This window comes from Cognataquiflexum rubidum (assembly GCF_022538115.1).
GTDB lineage: Bacteria > Bacteroidota > Bacteroidia > Cytophagales > Cyclobacteriaceae > Cognataquiflexum > Cognataquiflexum rubidum.
In genome coordinates this window covers 42,559-63,029 of sequence record NZ_JAKZAL010000021.1, presented here as the reverse complement: position 1 = coordinate 63,029, position 20,471 = coordinate 42,559, and the positions used below count along the sequence as shown (strand labels likewise).

The 20,471-nt window shown below is 37.0% G+C and carries 22 protein-coding genes; 11 read left to right on the top strand and 11 right to left on the bottom strand.

The genetic code is table 11. The annotated features are described in order from the left end of the window. Window positions 1-105: 105 nt before the first annotated feature. Window positions 106-1,116 carry a glycosyltransferase family 2 protein gene (locus MMU05_RS18820; protein ID WP_241143213.1) on the top strand — a complete coding sequence of 337 codons (1,011 nt, stop codon included), beginning with the start codon at window positions 106-108 and terminating at the stop codon, window positions 1,114-1,116. Here the strand turns inward: MMU05_RS18820 and MMU05_RS18815 are convergent. Together MMU05_RS18815 and MMU05_RS18810 are read right to left on the bottom strand one after the other, a co-directional pair. Next, on the bottom strand, window positions 1,034-1,651 hold the full coding sequence (locus tag MMU05_RS18815; RefSeq protein WP_241143212.1) for a lipid-A-disaccharide synthase N-terminal domain-containing protein: 618 nt from the start codon (window positions 1,649-1,651) through the stop codon (window positions 1,034-1,036). The genes MMU05_RS18820 and MMU05_RS18815 overlap by 83 nt on opposite strands. A gap of 211 nt (window positions 1,652-1,862) precedes the next feature. Then, window positions 1,863-2,270 (bottom strand): fasciclin domain-containing protein, encoded by a 408-nt coding sequence (locus MMU05_RS18810; protein WP_241143211.1) that lies wholly within the window; start codon window positions 2,268-2,270, stop codon window positions 1,863-1,865. Window positions 2,271-2,718: 448 nt separating this feature from the next. Between MMU05_RS18810 and MMU05_RS18805 the strand changes: the two genes are divergently transcribed. From MMU05_RS18805 to MMU05_RS18785, 5 genes are all read left to right on the top strand, one after another. Beyond that, window positions 2,719-3,357 (top strand): peroxiredoxin, encoded by a 639-nt coding sequence (locus tag MMU05_RS18805; protein ID WP_241143210.1) that lies wholly within the window; start codon window positions 2,719-2,721, stop codon window positions 3,355-3,357. 11 nt (window positions 3,358-3,368) lie between these two features. Continuing rightward, on the top strand, window positions 3,369-3,683 hold the full coding sequence (locus tag MMU05_RS18800; RefSeq protein WP_241143209.1) for a thioredoxin family protein: 315 nt from the start codon (window positions 3,369-3,371) through the stop codon (window positions 3,681-3,683). Next, window positions 3,664-3,921, top strand: coding sequence for a DUF6952 family protein (locus tag MMU05_RS18795; protein ID WP_241143208.1), 258 nt, complete (start codon window positions 3,664-3,666; stop codon window positions 3,919-3,921). Before MMU05_RS18800 ends, MMU05_RS18795 begins: the two co-directional genes overlap by 20 nt. A 568-nt stretch (window positions 3,922-4,489) precedes the next feature. After that, window positions 4,490-5,020: a DUF6586 family protein gene (locus MMU05_RS18790; RefSeq protein ID WP_241143207.1), complete on the top strand. Its 531-nt coding sequence runs from the start codon at window positions 4,490-4,492 to the stop codon at window positions 5,018-5,020. Window positions 5,021-6,410: 1,390 nt separating this feature from the next. Beyond that, window positions 6,411-9,581 (top strand): TonB-dependent receptor, encoded by a 3,171-nt coding sequence (locus tag MMU05_RS18785; RefSeq protein WP_241143206.1) that lies wholly within the window; start codon window positions 6,411-6,413, stop codon window positions 9,579-9,581. A gap of 184 nt (window positions 9,582-9,765) precedes the next feature. Here MMU05_RS18785 and MMU05_RS18780 read toward each other — a convergent pair whose 3' ends face one another. Together MMU05_RS18780 and MMU05_RS18775 are read right to left on the bottom strand one after the other, a co-directional pair. Beyond that, entirely contained in the window at window positions 9,766-10,401 is a 636-nt protein-coding gene (locus MMU05_RS18780) for a Crp/Fnr family transcriptional regulator (RefSeq protein ID WP_241143205.1), read from the bottom strand. 116 nt (window positions 10,402-10,517) lie between these two features. Further along, complete coding sequence (locus MMU05_RS18775; RefSeq protein WP_241143204.1) at window positions 10,518-11,564, bottom strand: alkaline phosphatase D family protein; 1,047 nt, start codon at window positions 11,562-11,564, stop codon at window positions 10,518-10,520. Between the two features lie 345 nt (window positions 11,565-11,909). Here MMU05_RS18775 and MMU05_RS18770 point away from each other — a divergent pair, with 345 nt between their 5' ends. The 5 genes from MMU05_RS18770 (at window position 11,910) to MMU05_RS18750 (ending at window position 15,731) form a co-directional block, all read left to right on the top strand. Then, window positions 11,910-12,740, top strand: coding sequence for a PstS family phosphate ABC transporter substrate-binding protein (locus MMU05_RS18770; RefSeq protein WP_262917705.1), 831 nt, complete (start codon window positions 11,910-11,912; stop codon window positions 12,738-12,740). Continuing rightward, complete coding sequence (pstC, locus tag MMU05_RS18765) at window positions 12,737-13,615, top strand: phosphate ABC transporter permease subunit PstC (RefSeq protein WP_241143202.1); 879 nt, start codon at window positions 12,737-12,739, stop codon at window positions 13,613-13,615. The genes MMU05_RS18770 and pstC overlap by 4 nt, the downstream gene beginning before the upstream one ends. After that, window positions 13,615-14,463, top strand: coding sequence for a phosphate ABC transporter permease PstA (gene pstA, locus MMU05_RS18760; protein ID WP_241143201.1), 849 nt, complete (start codon window positions 13,615-13,617; stop codon window positions 14,461-14,463). Before pstC ends, pstA begins: the two co-directional genes overlap by 1 nt. Window positions 14,464-14,474: 11 nt before the next feature. Beyond that, window positions 14,475-15,221 (top strand): phosphate ABC transporter ATP-binding protein PstB, encoded by a 747-nt coding sequence (gene pstB / locus MMU05_RS18755; protein WP_241143232.1) that lies wholly within the window; start codon window positions 14,475-14,477, stop codon window positions 15,219-15,221. A 120-nt stretch (window positions 15,222-15,341) separates the two neighbouring features. Continuing rightward, on the top strand, window positions 15,342-15,731 hold the full coding sequence (locus MMU05_RS18750) for a nuclear transport factor 2 family protein (protein WP_241143200.1): 390 nt from the start codon (window positions 15,342-15,344) through the stop codon (window positions 15,729-15,731). A gap of 280 nt (window positions 15,732-16,011) precedes the next feature. Here the strand turns inward: MMU05_RS18750 and MMU05_RS18745 are convergent, their stop codons facing one another. The 7 genes from MMU05_RS18745 to MMU05_RS18715 all read right to left on the bottom strand — a co-directional run bounded on the left by MMU05_RS18745 (window position 16,012) and on the right by MMU05_RS18715 (window position 20,362). After that, a complete protein-coding gene (locus MMU05_RS18745) occupies window positions 16,012-16,329 on the bottom strand; it encodes a type II toxin-antitoxin system RelE/ParE family toxin (RefSeq protein WP_241143199.1) in 318 nt (105 codons plus the stop codon). Continuing rightward, complete coding sequence (locus MMU05_RS18740) at window positions 16,329-16,562, bottom strand: hypothetical protein (protein WP_241143198.1); 234 nt, start codon at window positions 16,560-16,562, stop codon at window positions 16,329-16,331. The genes MMU05_RS18745 and MMU05_RS18740 overlap by 1 nt, the downstream gene beginning before the upstream one ends. Window positions 16,563-16,696: 134 nt before the next feature. Beyond that, window positions 16,697-17,488 (bottom strand): subclass B1 metallo-beta-lactamase, encoded by a 792-nt coding sequence (bla, locus tag MMU05_RS18735; protein WP_241143197.1) that lies wholly within the window; start codon window positions 17,486-17,488, stop codon window positions 16,697-16,699. A 292-nt stretch (window positions 17,489-17,780) separates the two neighbouring features. After that, window positions 17,781-18,086, bottom strand: coding sequence for a helix-turn-helix domain-containing protein (locus tag MMU05_RS18730; RefSeq protein WP_241143196.1), 306 nt, complete (start codon window positions 18,084-18,086; stop codon window positions 17,781-17,783). Then, complete coding sequence (locus MMU05_RS18725; protein WP_336246990.1) at window positions 18,086-18,328, bottom strand: type II toxin-antitoxin system RelE/ParE family toxin; 243 nt, start codon at window positions 18,326-18,328, stop codon at window positions 18,086-18,088. The genes MMU05_RS18730 and MMU05_RS18725 overlap by 1 nt, the downstream gene beginning before the upstream one ends. A 369-nt stretch (window positions 18,329-18,697) precedes the next feature. Further along, complete coding sequence (locus tag MMU05_RS18720; RefSeq protein WP_241143195.1) at window positions 18,698-19,189, bottom strand: GNAT family N-acetyltransferase; 492 nt, start codon at window positions 19,187-19,189, stop codon at window positions 18,698-18,700. Between the two features lie 132 nt (window positions 19,190-19,321). Continuing rightward, window positions 19,322-20,362 (bottom strand): hypothetical protein, encoded by a 1,041-nt coding sequence (locus MMU05_RS18715; RefSeq protein ID WP_241143194.1) that lies wholly within the window; start codon window positions 20,360-20,362, stop codon window positions 19,322-19,324. Window positions 20,363-20,471 lie beyond the last annotated feature (109 nt).

Sequence of the window (20,471 nt, the reverse complement as noted above, 5' to 3'; positions counted from 1 at the left end):
ATCTACTGTTGCAATGTCTATTGAATATTACGCCAACATGAAATATTTAATATTAATACAATTCTGTATTAATAATTGGACAATACTTGATTCTGATATTTAAGAATGGATTTTTCTTTGGTGATCACTGTTTTTAATGAGGAGGATAATATACATCCCTTACTCCGGCAGATAGATGCTGCTCTTACTGAGTATGTGTATGAGATTATTTTGGTGGATGACGGATCTACCGACTCAACGATCAAGAAAATAGAGGAGTTGAAAAATCCTCGGGTAAAATTGATTGTTTTTACAAGGAACTTTGGGCAAACTGCGGCCATGGCAGCCGGTATGCAAGCGGCCTCAAGCGATTATATAGTTACAATGGATGGTGATTTACAAAATGATCCTACCGATATCCCCCAAATGCTCAAAAAATTGAAAGAAGAAGAATGGGATATGGTCGCAGGGATCAGAAAAAACAGGCAAGACGGAGCTTTGCTAAGAAAATTTCCAAGCAAAATTGCCAACAAACTTATACGAAATCTTACCGGAATTACTTTACGGGATTATGGGTGTACTTTAAAGGTCTTCAATGCTTCTATCGCCAAAAATTTAGGGCTGTATGGTGAATTACACCGCTTCATTCCAATACTTGCAGTATTGGAAGGTGGGCGTATTACTGAAGTAGATGTAAAGCATCATCCAAGGTTATATGGACAATCCAAATATGGGCTAGGCCGTACCATCAAGGTGATGAGTGATTTGATTTTGATGGCATTTTTTAATAAATACTTTAAAAGGCCTATTCACTTTTTTGGACCGCTGGGTTTGTTGTGTTTTGCAGGAGGGTTTTTGATCAGCTTTTATCTATTGATTGTAAAAATAATGGGGGAGGATATCTGGGGCCGTCCCTTGATCTTATTGGGTATTACGCTCATTTTGGCAGGTATTCAGTTTCTGACATTTGGGATTATAGCGGAATTGATGATGAGGGTGTATTATGAATCCCAGCAAAAAAAGCCCTACTCCATCAAAAAGGTAATTACCTTCCTTAAGCCTGCTTTGGTTCCGTCTTCAGTTGCCGATAAACACCCCGAGCATAGACCACTAGTCCCATTGTTTGAGCCAAAATAATAACCGGATCTACTCCATACTGGGGATGCCAAAACCCATAAACCAAAAGCAGCAAGGAACCAAAAATACTCATATACCAAAAATTTAACGGGAATACAGAATTCTGAATCCGCTCTGCATAAATCCATTGTAGTACAAAACGCAAATTCATGAAAAGCTGCCCTACAAAGCCAATAATAATGATCGGATCATTGAGGGTTCCTACAACGATTTTTTCTGTTGCGAAATAAAAATAGGTTAGCAAAAATACCGGTATCGCAAAGAAAAAAGCTTTCCATCCTAGCGGAATTTTTGACCACTTACCATGTAAATGTACATTCCGAATGTAGATGTAGTATGTAATCAGTTGTCCTATTATAATTACAATGTCTTGCCTTAGGATCCCATAAAGCAGAAACAATAAAGCTGCCCAAATACTGACATACCAATATAAGATTGGCGCTTCATTGGATTTTTTGTTTTCTGTATGCCAAAGTTGGATTAACAGTCGGAAACCAAACAGACCTTGTGATAAAAAACCTAGAATCAAAATCATGTACTAAAGTAAAAATTGTAGACAGGCAGGAAGGGGTTATGTGGAAAATTTACAATTTATTAATATCAACTAAATTTGATGGGTAATTATCAGACACGGTGTTAGTGTATCTCTGTCGAGATTTGCGGGTATCCTATAAAATATTTTAAATCAAAAAAAGCCCTGCTTGTGACAGGGCTTTTTGGTCATGGTTGTTTTTGGATTCTATAAATTAAGCAGGCATTATTACCTTGTTGATGACGTGAATTACGCCATTATCAGTCTTAATATCAGCATTTACAACTTCTGCATCATTTACAAATACTTTTCCGTCTGTTAAATGGATTGTAATTTCAGCACCATTTACCGTGGTAGCGACCATACCGTCAGACAAATCGCTTGACATTACTTCTCCTGCAATCACATGATAGGTAAGGATTCCTTGAAGCTGAGCTTTGTTTTCGGGTAAAATCAAAGATTCTACAGTTCCTTCAGGAAGCTTCTCAAAAGCTGTATCAAGAGGAGCAAAGACAGTAAAAGGACCTTCGCCATTTAATGTTTCTACTAATTCGGCAGCAGTCACCGCAGCTACCAGAGTTTTAAATGAGCCGTTTTCAACGGCAGTTTCTACAATGTTCATAAAAATTTGTTTTAAAATGTACAAAGAGAAGACTTTGATTAATGCTTTTGTTCATGATTTTTGGAATGGTAATGATTTGTTCACGAGAGGTAGTTAATAGTCACCATGATGCATATAAATTTTTTTTCCCAAGGATTACAATGACTCTCCATACCAAGCAAGAAAAGGAATTGCATGGAAGAGATGAATAAAACCAATTTCTTTCGGGAAGCTTAATTTTAACATCGGAGAATTTTCGGGGTAGCTGAAAAAATATTTAATAGGTTAAATGTTCATTTACCCATACAATGAAATAAGTATTTAGCTTTAAACAGAATAAACAATCAAGTGCTGGGTATTTTTCATTTTTGTTAACAATATGGTATATTTCTTACACATTTTTTATTAATTCAATGCATGAACACCATTGCGTTCAATTGTGTTACATTTTTTATAAACAAATAAATTTATGTCTTATACAGGTAAAAATTTTCCAAGTCTTAGTGTCAATGCCATGAATGAGATGGGTGACACGTTTAAAATTAATGTTTTCGAAAAGGCTGTTAATGAAAGAAAAAAAATTCTTCTTTTCTGGTACCCTAAAGATTTCACTTTTGTCTGTCCAACAGAACTCCATGCCTTTCAAGAAGCCTTGCCTGAATTCGAAAAGCGGAATACCACATTGATCGGTGCCTCATGCGATACACCGGAAGTGCACTTTGCATGGTTGAATACGGCCAAAGACAATGGCGGAATCGAAGGTATAACTTATGATATATTGGCAGACAGCAATCGTAACCTTTCCTCGATATTGGGTATTTTGGATATTCAAAAAGTGGAATATGACCTCGATCTTAAGTCCCATTTGATGACAGGAGATAACGTAACTTATCGGGCCACCTACCTGATAGATGAGGATGGTCTGGTTTTTCATGAAAGTGTGAATCACATGCCTTTGGGAAGGAATGCAAATGACTTCATTAGGTTAATCGATGCTTACACGCATGTTCAAGAAAAAGGAGAAGTTTGCCCGGCAAATTGGGAAAAGGGAGATGAAGCCATGAAGGCCGATCGAGAGGGAGTAGCACTTTATTTAAGTAAGCATTAATAAAAATAATCATGATAGAAGAAATAACAGAGGATAATCTGCAGGCCATCATTGAAGGAAACGATAGAGTTGTAGTCCAATTTTCCGCGGGATGGTGCGGCAACTGCAAGGTGATGAAACCTAAATTCAAACGTTTTGCCTCTGAGCACGAGGACATTTCCTTTGTGGTTGTGGACGCCGAAAAGTTTCCCAATTCAAGGAAATTAGCAAAAGTGGATAACTTACCCACCTTTGCATCTTATAAAGGAGGGTCGCTTTTGAATCAGATCCAGACCAATAAAGCAGAATTACTAAAGGGACTAATAGATGAGATTGCCTCTAATTAAACATATCGTTTCGTTCAGTGACAAAAACGACACTGAACACATCACAGAAACCATCAGCATGTTAGAGCACATTGCGGAAGCAAAGGGAATCAAAGATGAGGAATTAGATACCATCGGAGAACTTCTTTCGAATATGTACGGTGCAATTGAGGTTCAAAATATGGTCAAGGAAGGAATGCCACTGCGTGATGCGTTAAATTCATTTATGAAACGAGTTACGGGTTCGATAGACACTTGAAGCTTGTTGCAGAAATTTTCCTAATTGGTAAATAGCTTTAAACCATTTCCTTAAAAGCTTTTTAATTGATGGACTCGGCAGCCGGTCCATCAATTTTTTTTGGAATAAATCAGTGAAAAAAAGTCGACTTTCAAGCTTTTAACAAGATTTTCTTTTTTTTCCTCTTGGCCAATATACCACATCAAACATTTTTTTTTGCAGTGGGATAGGATTATCAAAATGATAGAAAGGTGGTGATATTCAAATGAGAATTTCAACAATAATCAAAAAATTGATATAGAGTTAAAAAAAAACACTGCTAAAAGCAGTGCCTTGTTTTAAACTGTTGAAAAAATACCTATGAAGAATTTTAGCAAATGTAGGTCACGTTTCAACAAAACTTTGATTTCCGTGATTATCAAATTGATGTCCTTTTGGTGATTTTCCTATGTATGTTTTAACAATCAAATAATCCAAAAAATCCTTTCACCCTCTTTTTTTTGTCGATAATATCAAAATATCACTTAACATTGGACTTTGGCTTGTTGATTTTGGGTAAATTTGATCCAAACACAGATAAAAAATGAAAATGAAGAATTATACCCCTTTGAAAGAAATAACAGAATCAAGGTTAAACTACGCGAAACTATATCTCGAAGAACTAAAAAACCCTACTATTTCAGGTACCGAGATTGAAAAAGCACACCAATATTCCTTTCTTTTTCATTTAAAGGGTGTTGTGGATGCGTTTTTGGTAGAAATCAACGAGATATATGGACTTGGTCTCAAGAGAAAGCATCTTACCATTGATAGCCTAAAAGCTTCCAAGGCCGATTCCAAAAAGCCCATCAAAGAAGGGAAAAAACTCGGTAAGCTTATGGAAAAAGAGAATTGGCTTTCTGAATTGAAGTCATTCGATCCTAACAAAGTTAAGGCCGAGAAAAAATCCAAGAAATCTAAGGACAAGGATGAATCATCTACCTTGGAGGAAGAGAACAGTGTCATCCAAGTAACTTCTGTTTTGGAAAAGTTTGCGGAGTGGCATTCCGAAATGGAAAAATTGATAACTGAACTTAGGGAATCAGCACTTGAGGCAAGTGGGAATTCGCCGAAAAAATAACAGGCTTAATTTGTAAGCCCTCTAATCTCGCTCTCAGGTTTTTAAACCTGAGAGTTTTTTTGTGAAGAGTTTTCTTTTTCTTTCTAGGATATAAGGGATTCGGTCCAAATCATTTTGATCAGTACCAAGTACTTAAAAAATAGGATACTAGCTCCAAGGAAAAATGAGAAAATGAAAATAGTTCTGTATTTATATGTTCCAAGCAATTCAGCTAAATACTCTGTGAATTTCCTATTCATCAACACAAGGCAAACGAAAAGACAAAAAAGGATCAGGTACTGATTATTTAAAAAAAACTCTTGGTAATACATGATTGTAAATTTATTCAGAGTCAATTCATAAAAAATTACAAACACATTTATAAAAATGAACAAGATATAAAACACGACTAAAATCAAAGATCCTGTAAACCAATTATTCGCCCTGTTTAATGAAAAGAAATAAGCCCTCCAAAGTGTGACATTAAATGGTTCAATTTTTAAAAGCTGTTTAATTTCACTTTTGGCTTTGTCATACTCTTTAGCCGATATATTTACTTTGATGTTTTTGACCTTCTCCTTAACTTTGTTTTTCCTTTCTCCAGCCAGGTTTTCTGCTACCGTAATGTCCTTGTTTATCGCTGATTTTTCCTGTTCTCGGACCTTTTCTAGAATTCTGTCAACCTTAACAGGAACTATATTAAATTCTGTTTTAATTTTTTCTATTTGTTTTTCAGGAAATTCTTTGGTTAAATATTCTTCCTGATCAAGATTGAATTTTTGCCTCAATTTTATATTTAACATCATTTTGTTTCAGAATCTAAATGTGAAAATTTGATCACTGTTACCAAGATCTTAGCTCTACTGAAAGTTTTTGGGGCAATTGGAAATTCCCTAATGATTCCATTCCAAAAGGTCAATTTTAAAAAGTGGAGATCCATGATCGTAGAAACAATGGCCCCTATTTCTTTTAATAAACCAGAGCCAGACATTTATTTAAAATTTAAGAAGCAGCCTTCAAAATTATATTGATTTAATGGAATTTTTAAAAAATTTGTCAGAATAATCTTATTATCTTTTTATTATGACTGTTTTAGAGTTTAGTTTCTGATATTAATTTCAACCAATGGACAAGTGAAAACTTAGATCTACATCGTAAAAAAACTTAAAAACATCTTTCGAATTCAGTGAGTTTTCCAATCTTTGAGTTATAACCGGGTCGAATTTTTCGCTGTAAAGTCACGCGTTCGGGATCTGTTTTGACTTGAATAACTTGTCCTATTTTTTATGTTTTTACCAAATTGTTTCCATTGTTACCCTTTCATTATGAAAATAGTAGATGTTAATTTTTAACATGATTCAGGTTCCGTGTCCCTCTAGCTTTGACCATCAAACCAAATATGTTCAAATCTATGAGATTCAAAATTTTTACGCACATGCTTTCATTGGCGATGATACTGTACTTCAGTATCATCCTAGAGCAAAACGTTTACGCACAGGCGGTAAATGCAACAGTATCAGGAAGGGTGACTGACACCGAGGGTGAAACCTTAGTAGGAGCTCAAATTCTGGTAAGAAATGAATTGACGGGATTCACGGCTTCTACTGTCACTGGAGTAACCGGTAATTATATCGTTACCCAGATTCCATTAGGAACCAATTACACCATTACCGCCAACTATATGGGTTTCGGTACGAAAACGTTTACGGCAGTATCCCTTAATCAAGGAGATAATATCAGAATCGACATTGTCCTGAATGAGCAATCTCAGGAACTTGGCGAAGTAAGTGTGATGGCTAACTCCATAGCCAATAACATCAATCGCTTTGGAAGCTCAACCGCTGTAACTGCAAGGGATATGAATTCACTTCCTGTAAATGGTAGGAATTTTACCTCTCTCGTTGATCTTTCTCCTGTTGCCAATGGGAATAGTCTTTTGGGTCAATTGTTTTCATCTACCAACTATACTATTGATGGAATGACAAACCGAAGCCCCCTTTCAAGTGGATCCACCAACAGAGGGCCATTTTCTATTTCCATGGAGGCAATTCGGGAATTTGAGGTGGTTACTAATGATTATGACGTGACTAACGGCAGGAGTGGAGGCGGTATCATCAGTGCCGTCACCAAAACAGGTACCAACCGTGTGGAAGGTTCAGCATTCTTTTTCAACAGGGCAGATTGGCTTGCCAGTAAATATGACACAAGAGGTAATGTAAGAAAAAATGATTTTGCCATTCAGCAATATGGTGTCTCCCTCGGAGGGCCAATAATCAAGGACAAACTTCATTACTTTTTTGCTTATGATGGTCAAAAAGATGCAAGGCCTTTGTTTATTGCTGATCTCCAGACTCCCGAAGATGAGGTTAGATTCAATCTTTCTCAGGAATCTTTGGACCGATTTCTTCAGATTTCACGATCCAAATATGGCGTAGCAGAGTCTCCTCAGACCGGAAGTTTTGATAAAGTAAGGTTTTCTCATACTGCGTTTGCTAGGTTGGACTTTCAGATCAATCCTTCCAATTTGCTCACTATCAGAAATAACTTTTCATGGGATCTGAATAGTCAAGGTGTGGACGACAATACTACAATCAACTTATATGAAGTATATGGAGACCACCTCTCCAAGGCGAACAGTTTGATGGCTTCACTTAGAACAGTTCTAGGTCCCAACCTGACTAATGAACTTAAGCTACAATACCTTTACACGCTTGATGATGGTCGTCCAAATGCCCAACTTCCAAGTGAAAATATTCCAAGAGCTATTGTTCAGAGAGTAGAGTCTTTTGTCAACGACCGAAATGTCAATACTAACATCCAGCTTGGGGGGCAGCGTTACCTTCCTGAAAGATTTGAATCCCATGTTTACCAACTGGTCAACAACCTATATTACCATAAAGGAAAGACGAATTTCACCTTCGGTATGGACCTTTTGATGAATAACCTTACTTCACTGGCCACAAGTGAGTTAAATGGTAGGTTTTTCTTCACCGGGTTAAATAATTTTGATAATCTGACTCCCTATCGCTATGCGAGAGAGGTAGCTTTGACTGATCCCACTGTGAAGCAAAACATCTTTGGAGGTGGTATTTATGCCCAATCTGAAACCGATTTGGGTGGGGGAAAAAACCTGGTATTAGGAATAAGGGGCGACCTTACCACCTATCAATATGCCCCGAATTTCAATCAGACTGTGTTTGATGAATTGGCTTTAAGGACTGATGTAAAGACAGGTGCTTTTCAGATTCAACCCAGGGTACAGTTTACTTGGGATATTAATGAGCGTCAGAGAGATGTCATAAGAATAGGAGGGGGAATTTTTGGTTCTGCACTAAATAACTACACGGACGTCAACAACTTACAGTTTGACGGAACCAAAATCGTTGCGGTGGATGTCACCGGGGCAAATGTGCCTACTCCTGATTTTGAATCTTATAGAAATGATCCTTCTACCGCACCCGGAGTTGATCTTTTAAATAATCCCAATATATCTCCGGTAGTCACTATCAATATGAATAGCTCGACTCTTAAAGTTCCGACTGTTTATAAGGGTAATGTGATGTACAATAGAATCTTTAACAACCGCCTGCGTGTTGGTGCCAATTTTATCGCATCTATCGCAAGAAACAACTATATGTATGTAGACAGAAATATGGTAGACGATCCATATTTCAGATTGGCAAATGAAGACAACCGTGGGGTATTTGTACCAAGTGAAACCATAAGCACGAGTAATGGAAATGCAGATTGGACAAAAGGCCGTAAAACCACAGAGTTAGGACGGGTACTCGAATTGGTGAGTGAGGGTAGAAATAATACTTACACCCTAGTGATAGATGGTACTTACAGGTACCACAAAGACGGACAAATTACAGCCAGTTATACTTGGAATGATTCCAAGGACAATACCTCCTTTAATGGAAACGTTGCGAATAGTGCAACACTCTTTCAAGCGGTAGTGGATGATCCGCGGGATCTTTCTCGTATGAGCTATTCAAATGGTCAATTCCGTAAAAAGGTGGTTTTATACGGTACTCTCCCAACCTTTAAGGGATTTGTGGTTGGTGTAAGATACTCAGGCCTCGGAGGAACCCGATATTCCATGGTGGTCAATGGAAATGTGAATGGCGATTTTGTAAATACAAATGACCTTGCTTTTGTATTTGCCCCGGGTACTGCCGGAATCTCTGAGACTATCAGTCAAACCATGGAGGAAGTTTTGGCCAATCCTGATAATTTGGCAAGAAATTACATTCAGAATAGTTTGGGTCAAATTGCAACCCGAAATGGTGGTGAAAATGGATATTTTGGAAGCTGGGATATTAGGGTCGCTAAAAGAATTTTCTTTACAAAAGGAAAGAAATCCGGTATTGAGTTGGGTGCTGATGTATTCAATGTGGCAAACATGTTGAACAGAAATTGGGGTACGACCAAAAATCTTGGCAATCAAACCTTGATGACTATCCGAAATTTTGATCCGGTTAACAGCCAGTATGTCTATGAGGTAAATCCAAATGTAGGTGTCGCTAATCCTGGTGGAACTCCATATCAAATACAGATTTCAGGAAGGGTTTTCTTCTAAGAGCTAATATTAAAATGAGAAATCCCGCAGCCAATTTTGGTTGTGGGATTTTTTTTAAACCATTATATACGATTTCTAAGGAACTCCGCTACCAAATTTTTCTTGAAGAGCATCTTATTGCTTCTGGGAATCAATCCTTCATTTTTGTGTTGATTTCTTCAATGGCTTTTGTCCTGAATGTTACCTATTGATCATTAGCCAATGTCTTTGTCAATTCCTTTTTCTTCGTTTTGGTTGGGGTCAAAAACTCCTTCATTACTTTAGATACTGTCTGTCTGCTTAGCCCAGTAAGGTCAGCAATGTCTTGAAAGGTTATCAGGTTCAATAGGTTGAAAGTTTTTCCTGATGCGTCTTCAATAGCATATTGAAAGCATGGCAGAATTCTTCTGACTTTGCCGGTTGCATCCAAACTCCTGATGGAATACAATCGGTCTTCTGCCCTACACCATCGGATGACCAATTCTTTGGAAAACCATTCGGAAAGCTTTGGCTGATTTGTTACAAGCTCTTTGAAAAAGACCGGATCATATGCCCTTAATTCCACGGGGGATAACGTTTTGGCAAATTCGGAAAATTGGCCTTTGAGGTATTGAAGGTTACCGAAAAAATCCCCGGGTTTAAGTATATCGTAGCAGACTTCCATTCCTTGAGGAGAATAGGAACCAATTTTCACGGCTCCAGATATAATTTCAAATATCGGAGTGATTCTTTGGGGAGGTTGGTAAATCAAATGACCTTTTTCACGGAGCACGGTTTCCATCAATTTGCTCCCCACGTCTACTCCGTGCTCAACCAAATAATTATAAGGACCGGTTTTCATAGGTATTACTTTGTCACCTTAAGCAAATACCCAAAAGGTGTGCCGTTCATTGATCTGAACAAAAAGAAAAAGATAAAAATGGGAGTTGGTTAATTTTTTTAGTTAGGATTCGATTTTTAGAATTTTCTCAAAAATGATTCTTTCAAATATAGAGAGTCAGCTTCTCCCCTGATTTCTAGATCTACTTTTACTCCGTCCTTTTGCCAGTCTAAATGAATCAATCCAAAATTCAGCTTGGCTATTAAATCACCCACTCGGTAGGTGTTGGGTTCAAATTTGTATTCTTTCCAAGTGTGGGTCAATCCACTCGAAGTCACATCATATACAGGATGAGAGATACCGGGAATATCGGTTTTGCTTATTTCGGCAATATGCCTGTCGCCGCTTAATAGGATGGCACCCGTCACTTTATATGTTTCCAAAAGCTTCAAAAGCCTTTCTCTTTCTTTAGGAAAATTAGCCCATTTCTCATAGGGGTGTTCTGCTGATAATATCTGTATGCCCGAACCGATTAGAGTTATTTTTGCACTATTATTTTTAAGTTCTTCGGCTAACCAATTCCACTGCTCCTCTCCCAGTATAGTACCGGTATCATTTTGTATATAATCTTTGCCTTGTTTTGCGAGAGTGTCACGAAAATATCTCGCATCCAACAAAATGACTTTTATTTTTTTGTCATCTGTGCCAAATTCGTAAGACCCGTAAGCACCTTCTTTTTGTCTCAAAGGGCTTTCTTGCGGGATGTCTAAAAAGTCAAACATCAAATCACGGCTTTCTTTCCGGTAAGGATATCCTTTGCCTGCGTCATTTCTTCCATAATCATGGTCATCCCAGATCCCAATGATGGGTGTATTGGTTTTGAGTTTCTGGTACTCAGGGTGGGCATTTTGTAAATTATACTTCGCTTTCAATACAGCCATAGAATCAGTATCTCCATAAATGTTGTCTCCCAGCCAAATCCAAAGGTCGGGTTTGTTTGCTATGATAGGATTCCAAAGAGGCTGTTCAACATTCTGACGGTTGCAGGATCCGAATGCGATGGTTTGAATTGAAACTGCCTGTTCGTCTGAAGATCCCTGATTAACTTGGTAGGGGGAACAAGAAAAAACCAAGAAAAGGCTCAAGAGAACCGCCAAATCTCTGATTGGAAGATATTTATTCATTTTGTTTGATACAGTTTGATTACTTGGTTCAAAATTAATTCCTAGTCTTCAGTTTCAATGTTAAATGTTAACATGAGATTTTAACTTAATATTCACTTAAAAATAAGATAATATCGGAATGCATAACTAAGGAATATCCATGTATTGTCATTTGACGTAGGATCTTCGTAAAGTGCTTTTATGGGTCTTGTGTTTTTGGAAGTAGTATGAGTTAAAATTCCCAAACTTTCTATATTTTAATGGCAATCCTCTGTATTGTGTTTATGTTGCTTAGAAAGTCGCAGGCTTAACCGTAAGATAATATCAAAAATGGGATAACAAAGTATCAGGTAAGTAAATTTATAGATGAGATTTTTCCTTCTATTACTACTCATTTCTTTTTTTGGATGTTCTTCTGATAACGGCACCATTAAGATAAAGGGGTCAGATACAGAGGTTAATCTTGCTGTCTTGTTAGCTGAACAATACTATTTTGAAAATTCAGGATTATTGGTCTCAGTTTCCGGTGGAGGTTCAGGGTTAGGGATAGCCTCTTTGCTCAATGGGAATGCTGATATAGCCAACTCTTCAAGAAGCATAAAATATTCAGAACTTGAATTGTTTGAAAACAGGAAGATTGAGATAGATTCTTTTGTGTTTGCCCAAGATGCCATCGCTTTCGTGGTTTCGGAAAAATCATCTTTAGATTCTATCAGCACCGAAACTATTTCTAAAATATTGACCGGTGAATTCCAAAATTGGTCCTCTCTAACAGGATTAAATATGCCGATTACTATCTATGGCAGACAGAGTAATTCCGGAACTTATGATTATGTAAAAGAAATTTTAAAAATTAATTTTTCCCCTCATGCCATGCAAATGAATGGAAATGCACAAATCATAGAAGCCCTGAAGGTGGATGCTTCGGGTTTTGGATATGTCAGTGCCGGGTATGTTCTGGACGGAAATTCTAAAGGATTGAAAATCCTGCCTGTTTATCATGGGGGATCAACCGCCATCTCACCTTTGGATGTAGAAGCAATCGCCTCAGGTGAATATTTTTTTCAGCGACCGTTATTTCAGTATTATAGAAAAGTTGATTATCAAAAGATTAAGCCATTTCTTGAATTTGAACAATCAAAAACAGGAGCAAAAATCATTCAACAATCGGGTTATTATCCGGTAGATTTAAGATGAATACTGTAAAGAGAGAGCAGATTGACAGCCTTTTGAAATTTGCTTTTAAGGGAGCAGGACTCCTGACGATAACTTTGTTAGGGGGCATTTTTTTTATGCTATTCGCAAATAGCATATTGTTTTTTTTAAATGTACCACCCCTAGATTTCTTTACGGGTTCCCAATGGGATCCCGAAAATCATTACAGCATATTTCCTTTGTTGGTAAGCACATTTTGGGTTGCCTTAGGTTCAATGTTGATTGCTGTTCCGTTGGGGATTTTCTCCGCAGCCTATTTATCAGAAATGGCACCCAAAAAATTGCAGATAGTGCTAAAGCCAATTATTGAAATGCTTGCAGCAATCCCTTCAGTGGCAATTGGTTTTTTGGGGATTGTCCTGGTAGGTCCTGGATTGGCACAAATTTTTGGAATTCAAAATGGACTGAACGCTTTAAATGGCTCCATCCTCTTAGCGGTGATGGCTTTACCAACTATCGTGACGATCAGCGAAGATGCCATAAACGCGGTACCAAAATCCCATAGGGAAGCATCTTTGGCTTTGGGCGCAAACAAATGGGAAACACTATTTAAGGTTACGATTCCGGCTGCTTTTCCGGGATTAATTGCTGCAGTCATGTTGGGATTAGGAAGGGCCTTGGGTGAAACCATGACGGTACTCATGGCCACGGGAAATTCTGCAGCAATACCAAAAGGGTTTTTAGATTCTGTAAGAACCATCACAGCCACGATTGCTATTGAAATGGGGGAAGTGCCCTATCAAACTACCCATTACTATTCGTTGTTTGCGATTGCCGCTATCTTGTTTTTGATTACCCTTGCGGTCAATTTCACTGGTGAGTTTTTTGCAAACCGTTTAAGAAAATTTCATTCGTGATGGAAAAGAAAAGGATTATCGGTTTATTCTCAGGGCTTGTCCTTGGTGGGAGCACTTTGATTGTGGTATTGTTTTTGGGAATTATTCTGTGGGATATTTTTTCCAAAGGATTTCCAAGTTTGTCTTGGAATTTTGTGTCCTCATTCCCCACAAATGGAATGACCCAAGGTGGAATTTTGCCTGCCATCATTGGAACAGTATTGCTCACCTTTATCACTACTTTATTTTCAGTACCTTTTGGAGTAGCCTGTGCGATCTACCTTAACGAATATGCAAGACCAAACACCCTCACCAATGTCATCCGGGCTTCGATCCGAAATTTGGCAGGCGTTCCTTCCATCATCTATGGATTGTTTGGCTTGGCGTTGTTTGTACAGGCTTTGAATTTTGGTACTTCCATATTATCTGCGGGACTTACTTTGGGATTGCTCTCATTGCCCTATATCATAACCACTACGGAGGAAGCATTAAAAAGAATCCCTAATAGTTTGAGGGAAGCTGCATTGGCCCTGGGTGTGACACAGTTCGAAACAATCAAGGACGTGGTATTGCCAAAAGCCTTGCCCGGAATATTGACAGGAGTGATATTAACGCTTTCCAGGGCTGCGGGAGAAACTGCTCCGATATTATTTACAGGGGTAGCTTTTTTCATCAATGGAATCAGTGCTTCTCCAAACCAGGAATTTATGGCATTGCCGTATCATTTATATATGCTTTCCACGCAGCACAATGAAATTGAACAAGTAAGGCCTTTGGCATATGCTACAGCATCGGTTCTGATTTTATTGGTGTTTTTATTGAACATCATTGCTTTTTATGTGAGATTTAAAAACAGGACACAAGATTAATTATGGACGGAATTAAACTGAGGGCTGAAAACCTAAATTTATATTTTGGGCAAAAGCAAATCCTGAAAAATATAAACATTGAATTTCCAAAGAACCAAGTGACCTCCCTCATCGGTCCTTCCGGTTGCGGAAAATCTACTTTGCTCCGTAGTTTTAACCGCATGCACGATTTGTCCCCTGATGCAAGGATTGAAGGGAAATTGTTTTTGGATGAATTGGATTTATATGGGAGAAAAAATTCTGTAACTGACATCAGAAAGAGGATAGGCATGGTTTTTCAAAAGCCAAATCCATTACCGAAAAGCATTTATGAAAATCTTTCCTATGCATTGAATATCCATAATTATCCTAAACAGGACATACCAAATTTGATAGAAGCGGCCTTGAGGGAAAGTTTTTTATGGGATGAAGTGAAGGATGAAATGAAAAAACCTGCTGTAAAATTGTCCGGTGGACAGCAGCAACGACTCTGCATCGCACGAACTGTTGTTTTAAGACCGGAAGTTATCCTCATGGATGAACCTTGTTCCGCACTTGACCCAATTAGCACAAAGAAAATTGAGGAGTTAATTTTAAAACTGAAGGAAGATTTTACGATTGTAATTGTGACACACAATATGCAACAGGCACAAAGAATATCAAACAAAGTGGCATTTATGTATCTCGGTGAATTAATTGAATATGATACCTCAGACACGATATTTAAGCATCCTAATAATGAATTGACCCAACGTTATATCGGAGGGTATTTTGGATAAAAATAAAATATGGAGTTATGTCCCATTATCATAAAAACAATATTAAAATTTCTGTTTTCCTTACCATAAAACCTTCAATTGAAATCCCAATCAAACAAGTTATTCTCAGATATAGTGTTTATGAAACCCACCCAGTTAGTATTTAATTTTCAATTAATTGAAGACAAATTAAATGATGCTTATGTGAATAATGATTGTGAAAAACTAGAAGAACTTCTTTCCAACGGTTGGAGTATTGTAGAACCAAGTTTTGGGATTATAAGCAAAACAGACTTTTTAAAATTAATGAAAGAAGGAAAGCTGGTACATTCCAAAATGAGGAAAGAAGTTTTACAAGTGAAAAATTTTGAAAACATTGTCATCGTCATTTCAAAAGGTAAAAATATTGGTGAATATCTCAATGTACCATTCGATATTGAAGTGTGGGTAACCAATATATTCAGAATAGAAAATTCCCGTTGGGTTTGTATCTTGACTCAGGAAGCCCCTATCCCTTGCGTGGTTGCCTAGTTTAAAGGGTCGGAAATGTTTTCGTTAAGGGAGCAAAATCTCCATCAATCGACCTCTTTCTGGGTGTGGAAAAGCATTGTTGCAAGGCGTTGTAATTCATTATTCCCGGAGTTTCTTTTCAGTTTGGAATTGGCTATTATTTCAAAGTGCAAATTTGTATTGATAAAAGAGTGGTATTGCAAATTCATCATGTCCACAATTTGACTACACCCAAGGGAAAATCTAAAAAAAACAATGAAATCTACCGAGGCCGACTTCCGAAACCGACAGGGAACTTGTATTACATTGATCGTTTAATTTTAGGGGGATTCTGACGCGTGTCAAAAACATCTGCAATTTTGATATACTTGTTTTCTAAATCAACGGAGTATATCAACTTATAACTTTTGTAGACCAAATATCGATATTGAATTTTTCTACCTCGAAGCATATCTTCTTCTTGGCCAATGAATGGTGAATTTACCAACTTATTGGGTTCGTTGATTATTTCATTCACAAACTTGTTGGCGAATTCGGGACTTACTTCCTTTTCGTAAAAATGATAAATTTCATCAAGCTGGGATTCTGCGAATTCCGACCAAATAATCTTCAACTCCATTATTTGTATTTGGATAAAAGTTCGGAGCTACTTTTAAATCGGCCCTTATCGAAGTCAGATTCCGATTGATCAATCCGGCTGTTTAGTTCCTCTTTACTCATTGGTTCAGACTTATAATCAATAGAAGAGTTTCTTTCGCTTTTCAATAACTTTTCGAGTTTGGAAATGACCTCTTCGCTTTGCAGTTTCAAAAACTCTTGAACAAATTCAAGTTTTCTGGTTTCTAAATTCATGTTTTCCTGCTTTTTATCAAATATACAAAATTATCAAGAGCGGTCTTTTTCTCTTAGCTATTGATTTTCCCATCTTGATTTGGATTAGGCTTCTAAACCTCTACCCCCGAATTGAACAAATAGCTTTTACCAAATCAATTGAGTCCGCTAATTTTTTTATCACCAAAATGTCTCGTCTTGAACAAATTGATGGTATAATCAAGCAAGCTGCTGTCGCCGTGATTTCCGTGTCCCGGAACAACAATTTCTACATCAGGGAATCTTTTTTTAATATCCTCCACAGTAGCGGACCAAATCTCCACATTCGCATCTCCCAAGAATCCTTTGTTTGCGTTCATTTCTTTTATCAAGCAACCTCCAAAAAGCACTTTTTCACTTGGAAAATATCCCACGATATTGTCTCTAGTATGTCCTTCTCCAAAAAACCGGGCCATGATAATTTCATCCCCTACCTTTAAGACAAGTGAATCCCTGAAACCATTTTGGGGGATGACAAAATCATTTTCCTTGGCAAGTGCTATTGTTTTCACATGTGCGTAAGACGGGATGTTGTGGTCATTAAATGCCTGAAGCCCCGCAAGACAATCATTATGGAAATGGGTTGGAATGATGGCGTTTATCTTACAATTCAGCTCCTGATTGACCCATCTGATCAATTCTTCGGAGCTTTTATTATTAGTGGGTGTGTCAAAAATGATCGTTTCATTGCTATTTCTGAAAATCAGACCGTTGCAGGGAACGTTTCCAAAATCATTTGTCTGCAAAAATGAGGTATGCACAAAAGAATTCGGGGCAACTTGGATGATAATCAAATCATTGGATTTGTATACTTCTTTAGGACTGAAGGCATCTTGCCCTTGCGCAAAACAATTTACCGCCGTCAGAGAAATTACAATTACAAAAAGGCTCTTAATGATGGCTTTCATTGGTTCAGTAGTGGTTTTTTCTTGGTTAATCTTGTGTGCTTATCCTTGTTTTCCTTTCCCGAAAAATATCGATAGAGAAAATCCCATAGTACTTTTCTCCATTTCAAATAAAATCCGCCAAACCCTCCAACTTGATGTCTACTTTGGTCAGAAAGTAGTATTCAAAGTAAGTCTATAAATTTTAGAATTTTTGTCGGGGAAAACATATCCAAGGGATAATACCATCAACAAGTTTGGGTACGGAGGATTTCATTAAAAAATGAAGCAATAAAAAAACCCGGTGAATCTCGCTTTAACCAAACATAATATTTACCCGCTTTCCAAGTCCAAATTCAAAAATTCTATAAAGTGTAGAAAGTTGGATGTCACATTTTCCGTTTTCAAGTCTGGAAATGTAGCTTTTTTTTGTACCGACTTTTTGGGCAAGTTGTTCCTGAGTCATATTTGCCTCTTTTCTAGCATCTTTCAGCATTTCGCTGATCACAAAATATTGTGCTTTTTCTTCAAAATTATCTCTTTTTTCAGATCCAATTTTCCCGTATTTGACATCCAGCAACTCGTCAAAATTTCTGACATTTCTAATATTTTCAGTTTTCATTATTTTTTTGCTTTTGAATTAAAATATTCATCTTTTAGTTTTAATGCCATTTCAATTTCCTTTTTTGGTGTTTTCTGGGACTTCTTCTGAAAACCGTTAAATAAGACTACTAAGTTCCCTTTGTCAAAACAGCAAAAAATTCTGTAAATATTGCTTTCAAATTCAATTCGTATCTCATAAAGTCCATCTGTTCCTGTCATATGATCTAGGAATTTTTTCGGTACTGTTCGGACAGTTCTCAAAATCTTAAAGACATATTCAATTTTTTCCTAAACTTTTTCAGTCTGTTCCAAATAGAAGTCGATGAAATAATGCTCGAAAAAAATGATCTGCCTTTGAGAATCCATGCTTCAAAGTTAACTCAAAAGTTATCAAAATAAAAACTATTCAAAAACTAACTGTTCTTTGATAGGGTGATTTTTTTGGTAATCTTCTTTCTTATAGGGCATTTAGAAGATATAAAGCTTCGTCATTTACTGATTCGGCAAACTCTGACCAAATAATCTTTAACTCCATTATTGGAATTTAGATAAAAGTTCGGAACTGCTTTTAAACCGTTTATTCTTGAAATCAGATTCGGATTGGTCAATCCTTAGGTTTAATTCCTCTTTTCACATTGGTTCAGAAACCTTTGTTAATTTATAAATCTTAGAATTTTTATCAGGAAAAACATACCCATTGGGTAAGTTTTGTTTGTCTGATGGGACAAACCCGTTTCGCTCGTAAAATTGATGGGAGGCAGTTGCCACTGCAGGCGTATCAAGCCAAATGGTTTGAAAACCCTTCATTTTTGCATCTTCATATAATGTGTCGAAAAGTTTTTGGGCAATACTTAATTCTCTCCCCCTCAACTCTTTCTTAACAAACATTTTTCTCAACACTGCATTTTGGGCATCTATTTTTTGAAGTCCTATCGTTCCCACAATTTCGTTTTGGCTTTTAGCTGTCCAAAAACCACCGTCACGATAGAAATGTGCGATATCAATAAGGTCCGGTTGATCCATTTCTGAAAAACCTAAAAGGAACTCGTTATTCTGAATGTTCAGAACAAAATCTTTAACCTCATTTTGGTCATTCGATTGAAACCTCTCTATGATGATCATTTGGCTCTTTTTCAGTTATTTTTTCCAATCCTCATATACAATCCACCAATCCTTCCCACTTCATTACTCGGCTTTCCCAGAGTCCCACGGTTCCGCCCGCTTGATTCAAGGTGATGTTATGCGGTCGGCTTTTTAGTCCGCTTGATGTATCCATTGATATTTACCGTTTTTGAAAGTAATCAATCCGCCACCTGCTTCTTCTTTTCTTATTAAAATTGAGGGATTTTCAAGCATTACTTTTTTGCCTCCTATAATTTCACTGTCTTCAATTACAATTTCATAAGTTTCTAAGTCCTTTACAAGACCCCAAAAGTCAACCCAATTAAATTCTGTCAGGTGAGCGAATTTTTCACCAAAACCAATTTTTATTACTTCATTAGTTTTTCCGTGTTCAATGATGATACCCGATGTTTTATTGTCTTTTTTGAATGTTGCCTTATCCTTATAGCCATCTCCATTAAAGTCCGCAAAAATTGGGTCGGATAAGTTTACAATAGTCAAATCTCTAAATTCGCTTGAGAAGTCGGAAAGAATATGTTTGATTAAATTATTAAAATCGCCTATCATTCTTTTGTCTTCTTCAATCAGATAGTCAGCTGCATAAGGTGCTCCATTATTTCCATCTTCTATTTTGTGCACAAGCTTGCTGTTTTCAAAATAACTTCTGTCTTCAATTATTTCTGATTTGTCAAAGCCGAATGCTTCTGTGTCATTATTTTCTTTCATTACTATCGTGTCGTAATAAATAGGTCTGTTGTATCTATATGACTTTTCAAAAACGAATGAAAGTTGTCCGTTCATTAAATAATATTCCGTCAACTGTTGGAAGGTCTCTCCAAAGTGTCGTGTTATAATCTTCTCCAATTGTCCGCTTTGGTAATAATACTTAGCTTCTCCGCCTTCTGTCGAATCCCAAAGTTCTTGCGTGTCAATTGACGTCCAATTCGTAATTGAATTAATTCGCTTAAAATTTTCCCTGATCGGTTTGAGTCGTTCGGTTAAGTATTCATTTACAGCCAAATCTTCTTCATTGACGGTTTCTCTAAGTTGAATGGTATTTGGGGGTAAACCGTCATCAGTTTCAGTTTCTATAGCTTTGTTTTTCTCTGTCCCGCAAGAAATGAAAAAAGTGGACAAAAAAGTAAAAAGGTAGTATATCAGTTTATGATTCAATGTGTCGTTTTTTAAGTTGCTGCATAACTTACTTACATATTTACCAAAAGCTTACATCCACCGCCCAAACCGAAGGGTTAAAATACCTTTGGTTATTCAATTAAGGATC

Coding starts and splice junctions, on each gene's coding strand:
- MMU05_RS18795 (WP_241143208.1), top strand. CDS start 3,664: ATGAGATTGCCTCTAATTAAACATATCGTTTCGTTCAGTGACAAAAAC.
- MMU05_RS18815 (WP_241143212.1), bottom strand. CDS start 1,651: ATGATTTTGATTCTAGGTTTTTTATCACAAGGTCTGTTTGGTTTCCGA.
- bla (WP_241143197.1), bottom strand. CDS start 17,488: ATGAAAGCCATCATTAAGAGCCTTTTTGTAATTGTAATTTCTCTGACG.
- MMU05_RS18780 (WP_241143205.1), bottom strand. CDS start 10,401: ATGAAAACCGGTCCTTATAATTATTTGGTTGAGCACGGAGTAGACGTG.
- MMU05_RS18745 (WP_241143199.1), bottom strand. CDS start 16,329: ATGGAGTTGAAGATTATTTGGTCGGAATTCGCAGAATCCCAGCTTGAT.
- MMU05_RS18800 (WP_241143209.1), top strand. CDS start 3,369: ATGATAGAAGAAATAACAGAGGATAATCTGCAGGCCATCATTGAAGGA.
- MMU05_RS18820 (WP_241143213.1), top strand. CDS start 106: ATGGATTTTTCTTTGGTGATCACTGTTTTTAATGAGGAGGATAATATA.
- MMU05_RS18805 (WP_241143210.1), top strand. CDS start 2,719: ATGTCTTATACAGGTAAAAATTTTCCAAGTCTTAGTGTCAATGCCATG.
- MMU05_RS18730 (WP_241143196.1), bottom strand. CDS start 18,086: ATGAAAACTGAAAATATTAGAAATGTCAGAAATTTTGACGAGTTGCTG.
- MMU05_RS18770 (WP_262917705.1), top strand. CDS start 11,910: ATGAGATTTTTCCTTCTATTACTACTCATTTCTTTTTTTGGATGTTCT.
- pstA (WP_241143201.1), top strand. CDS start 13,615: ATGGAAAAGAAAAGGATTATCGGTTTATTCTCAGGGCTTGTCCTTGGT.
- pstC (WP_241143202.1), top strand. CDS start 12,737: ATGAATACTGTAAAGAGAGAGCAGATTGACAGCCTTTTGAAATTTGCT.
- MMU05_RS18720 (WP_241143195.1), bottom strand. CDS start 19,189: ATGATCATCATAGAGAGGTTTCAATCGAATGACCAAAATGAGGTTAAA.
- MMU05_RS18750 (WP_241143200.1), top strand. CDS start 15,342: ATGAAACCCACCCAGTTAGTATTTAATTTTCAATTAATTGAAGACAAA.
- MMU05_RS18790 (WP_241143207.1), top strand. CDS start 4,490: ATGAAGAATTATACCCCTTTGAAAGAAATAACAGAATCAAGGTTAAAC.
- MMU05_RS18810 (WP_241143211.1), bottom strand. CDS start 2,270: ATGAACATTGTAGAAACTGCCGTTGAAAACGGCTCATTTAAAACTCTG.
- MMU05_RS18740 (WP_241143198.1), bottom strand. CDS start 16,562: ATGAATTTAGAAACCAGAAAACTTGAATTTGTTCAAGAGTTTTTGAAA.
- MMU05_RS18775 (WP_241143204.1), bottom strand. CDS start 11,564: ATGAATAAATATCTTCCAATCAGAGATTTGGCGGTTCTCTTGAGCCTT.
- MMU05_RS18785 (WP_241143206.1), top strand. CDS start 6,411: ATGAGATTCAAAATTTTTACGCACATGCTTTCATTGGCGATGATACTG.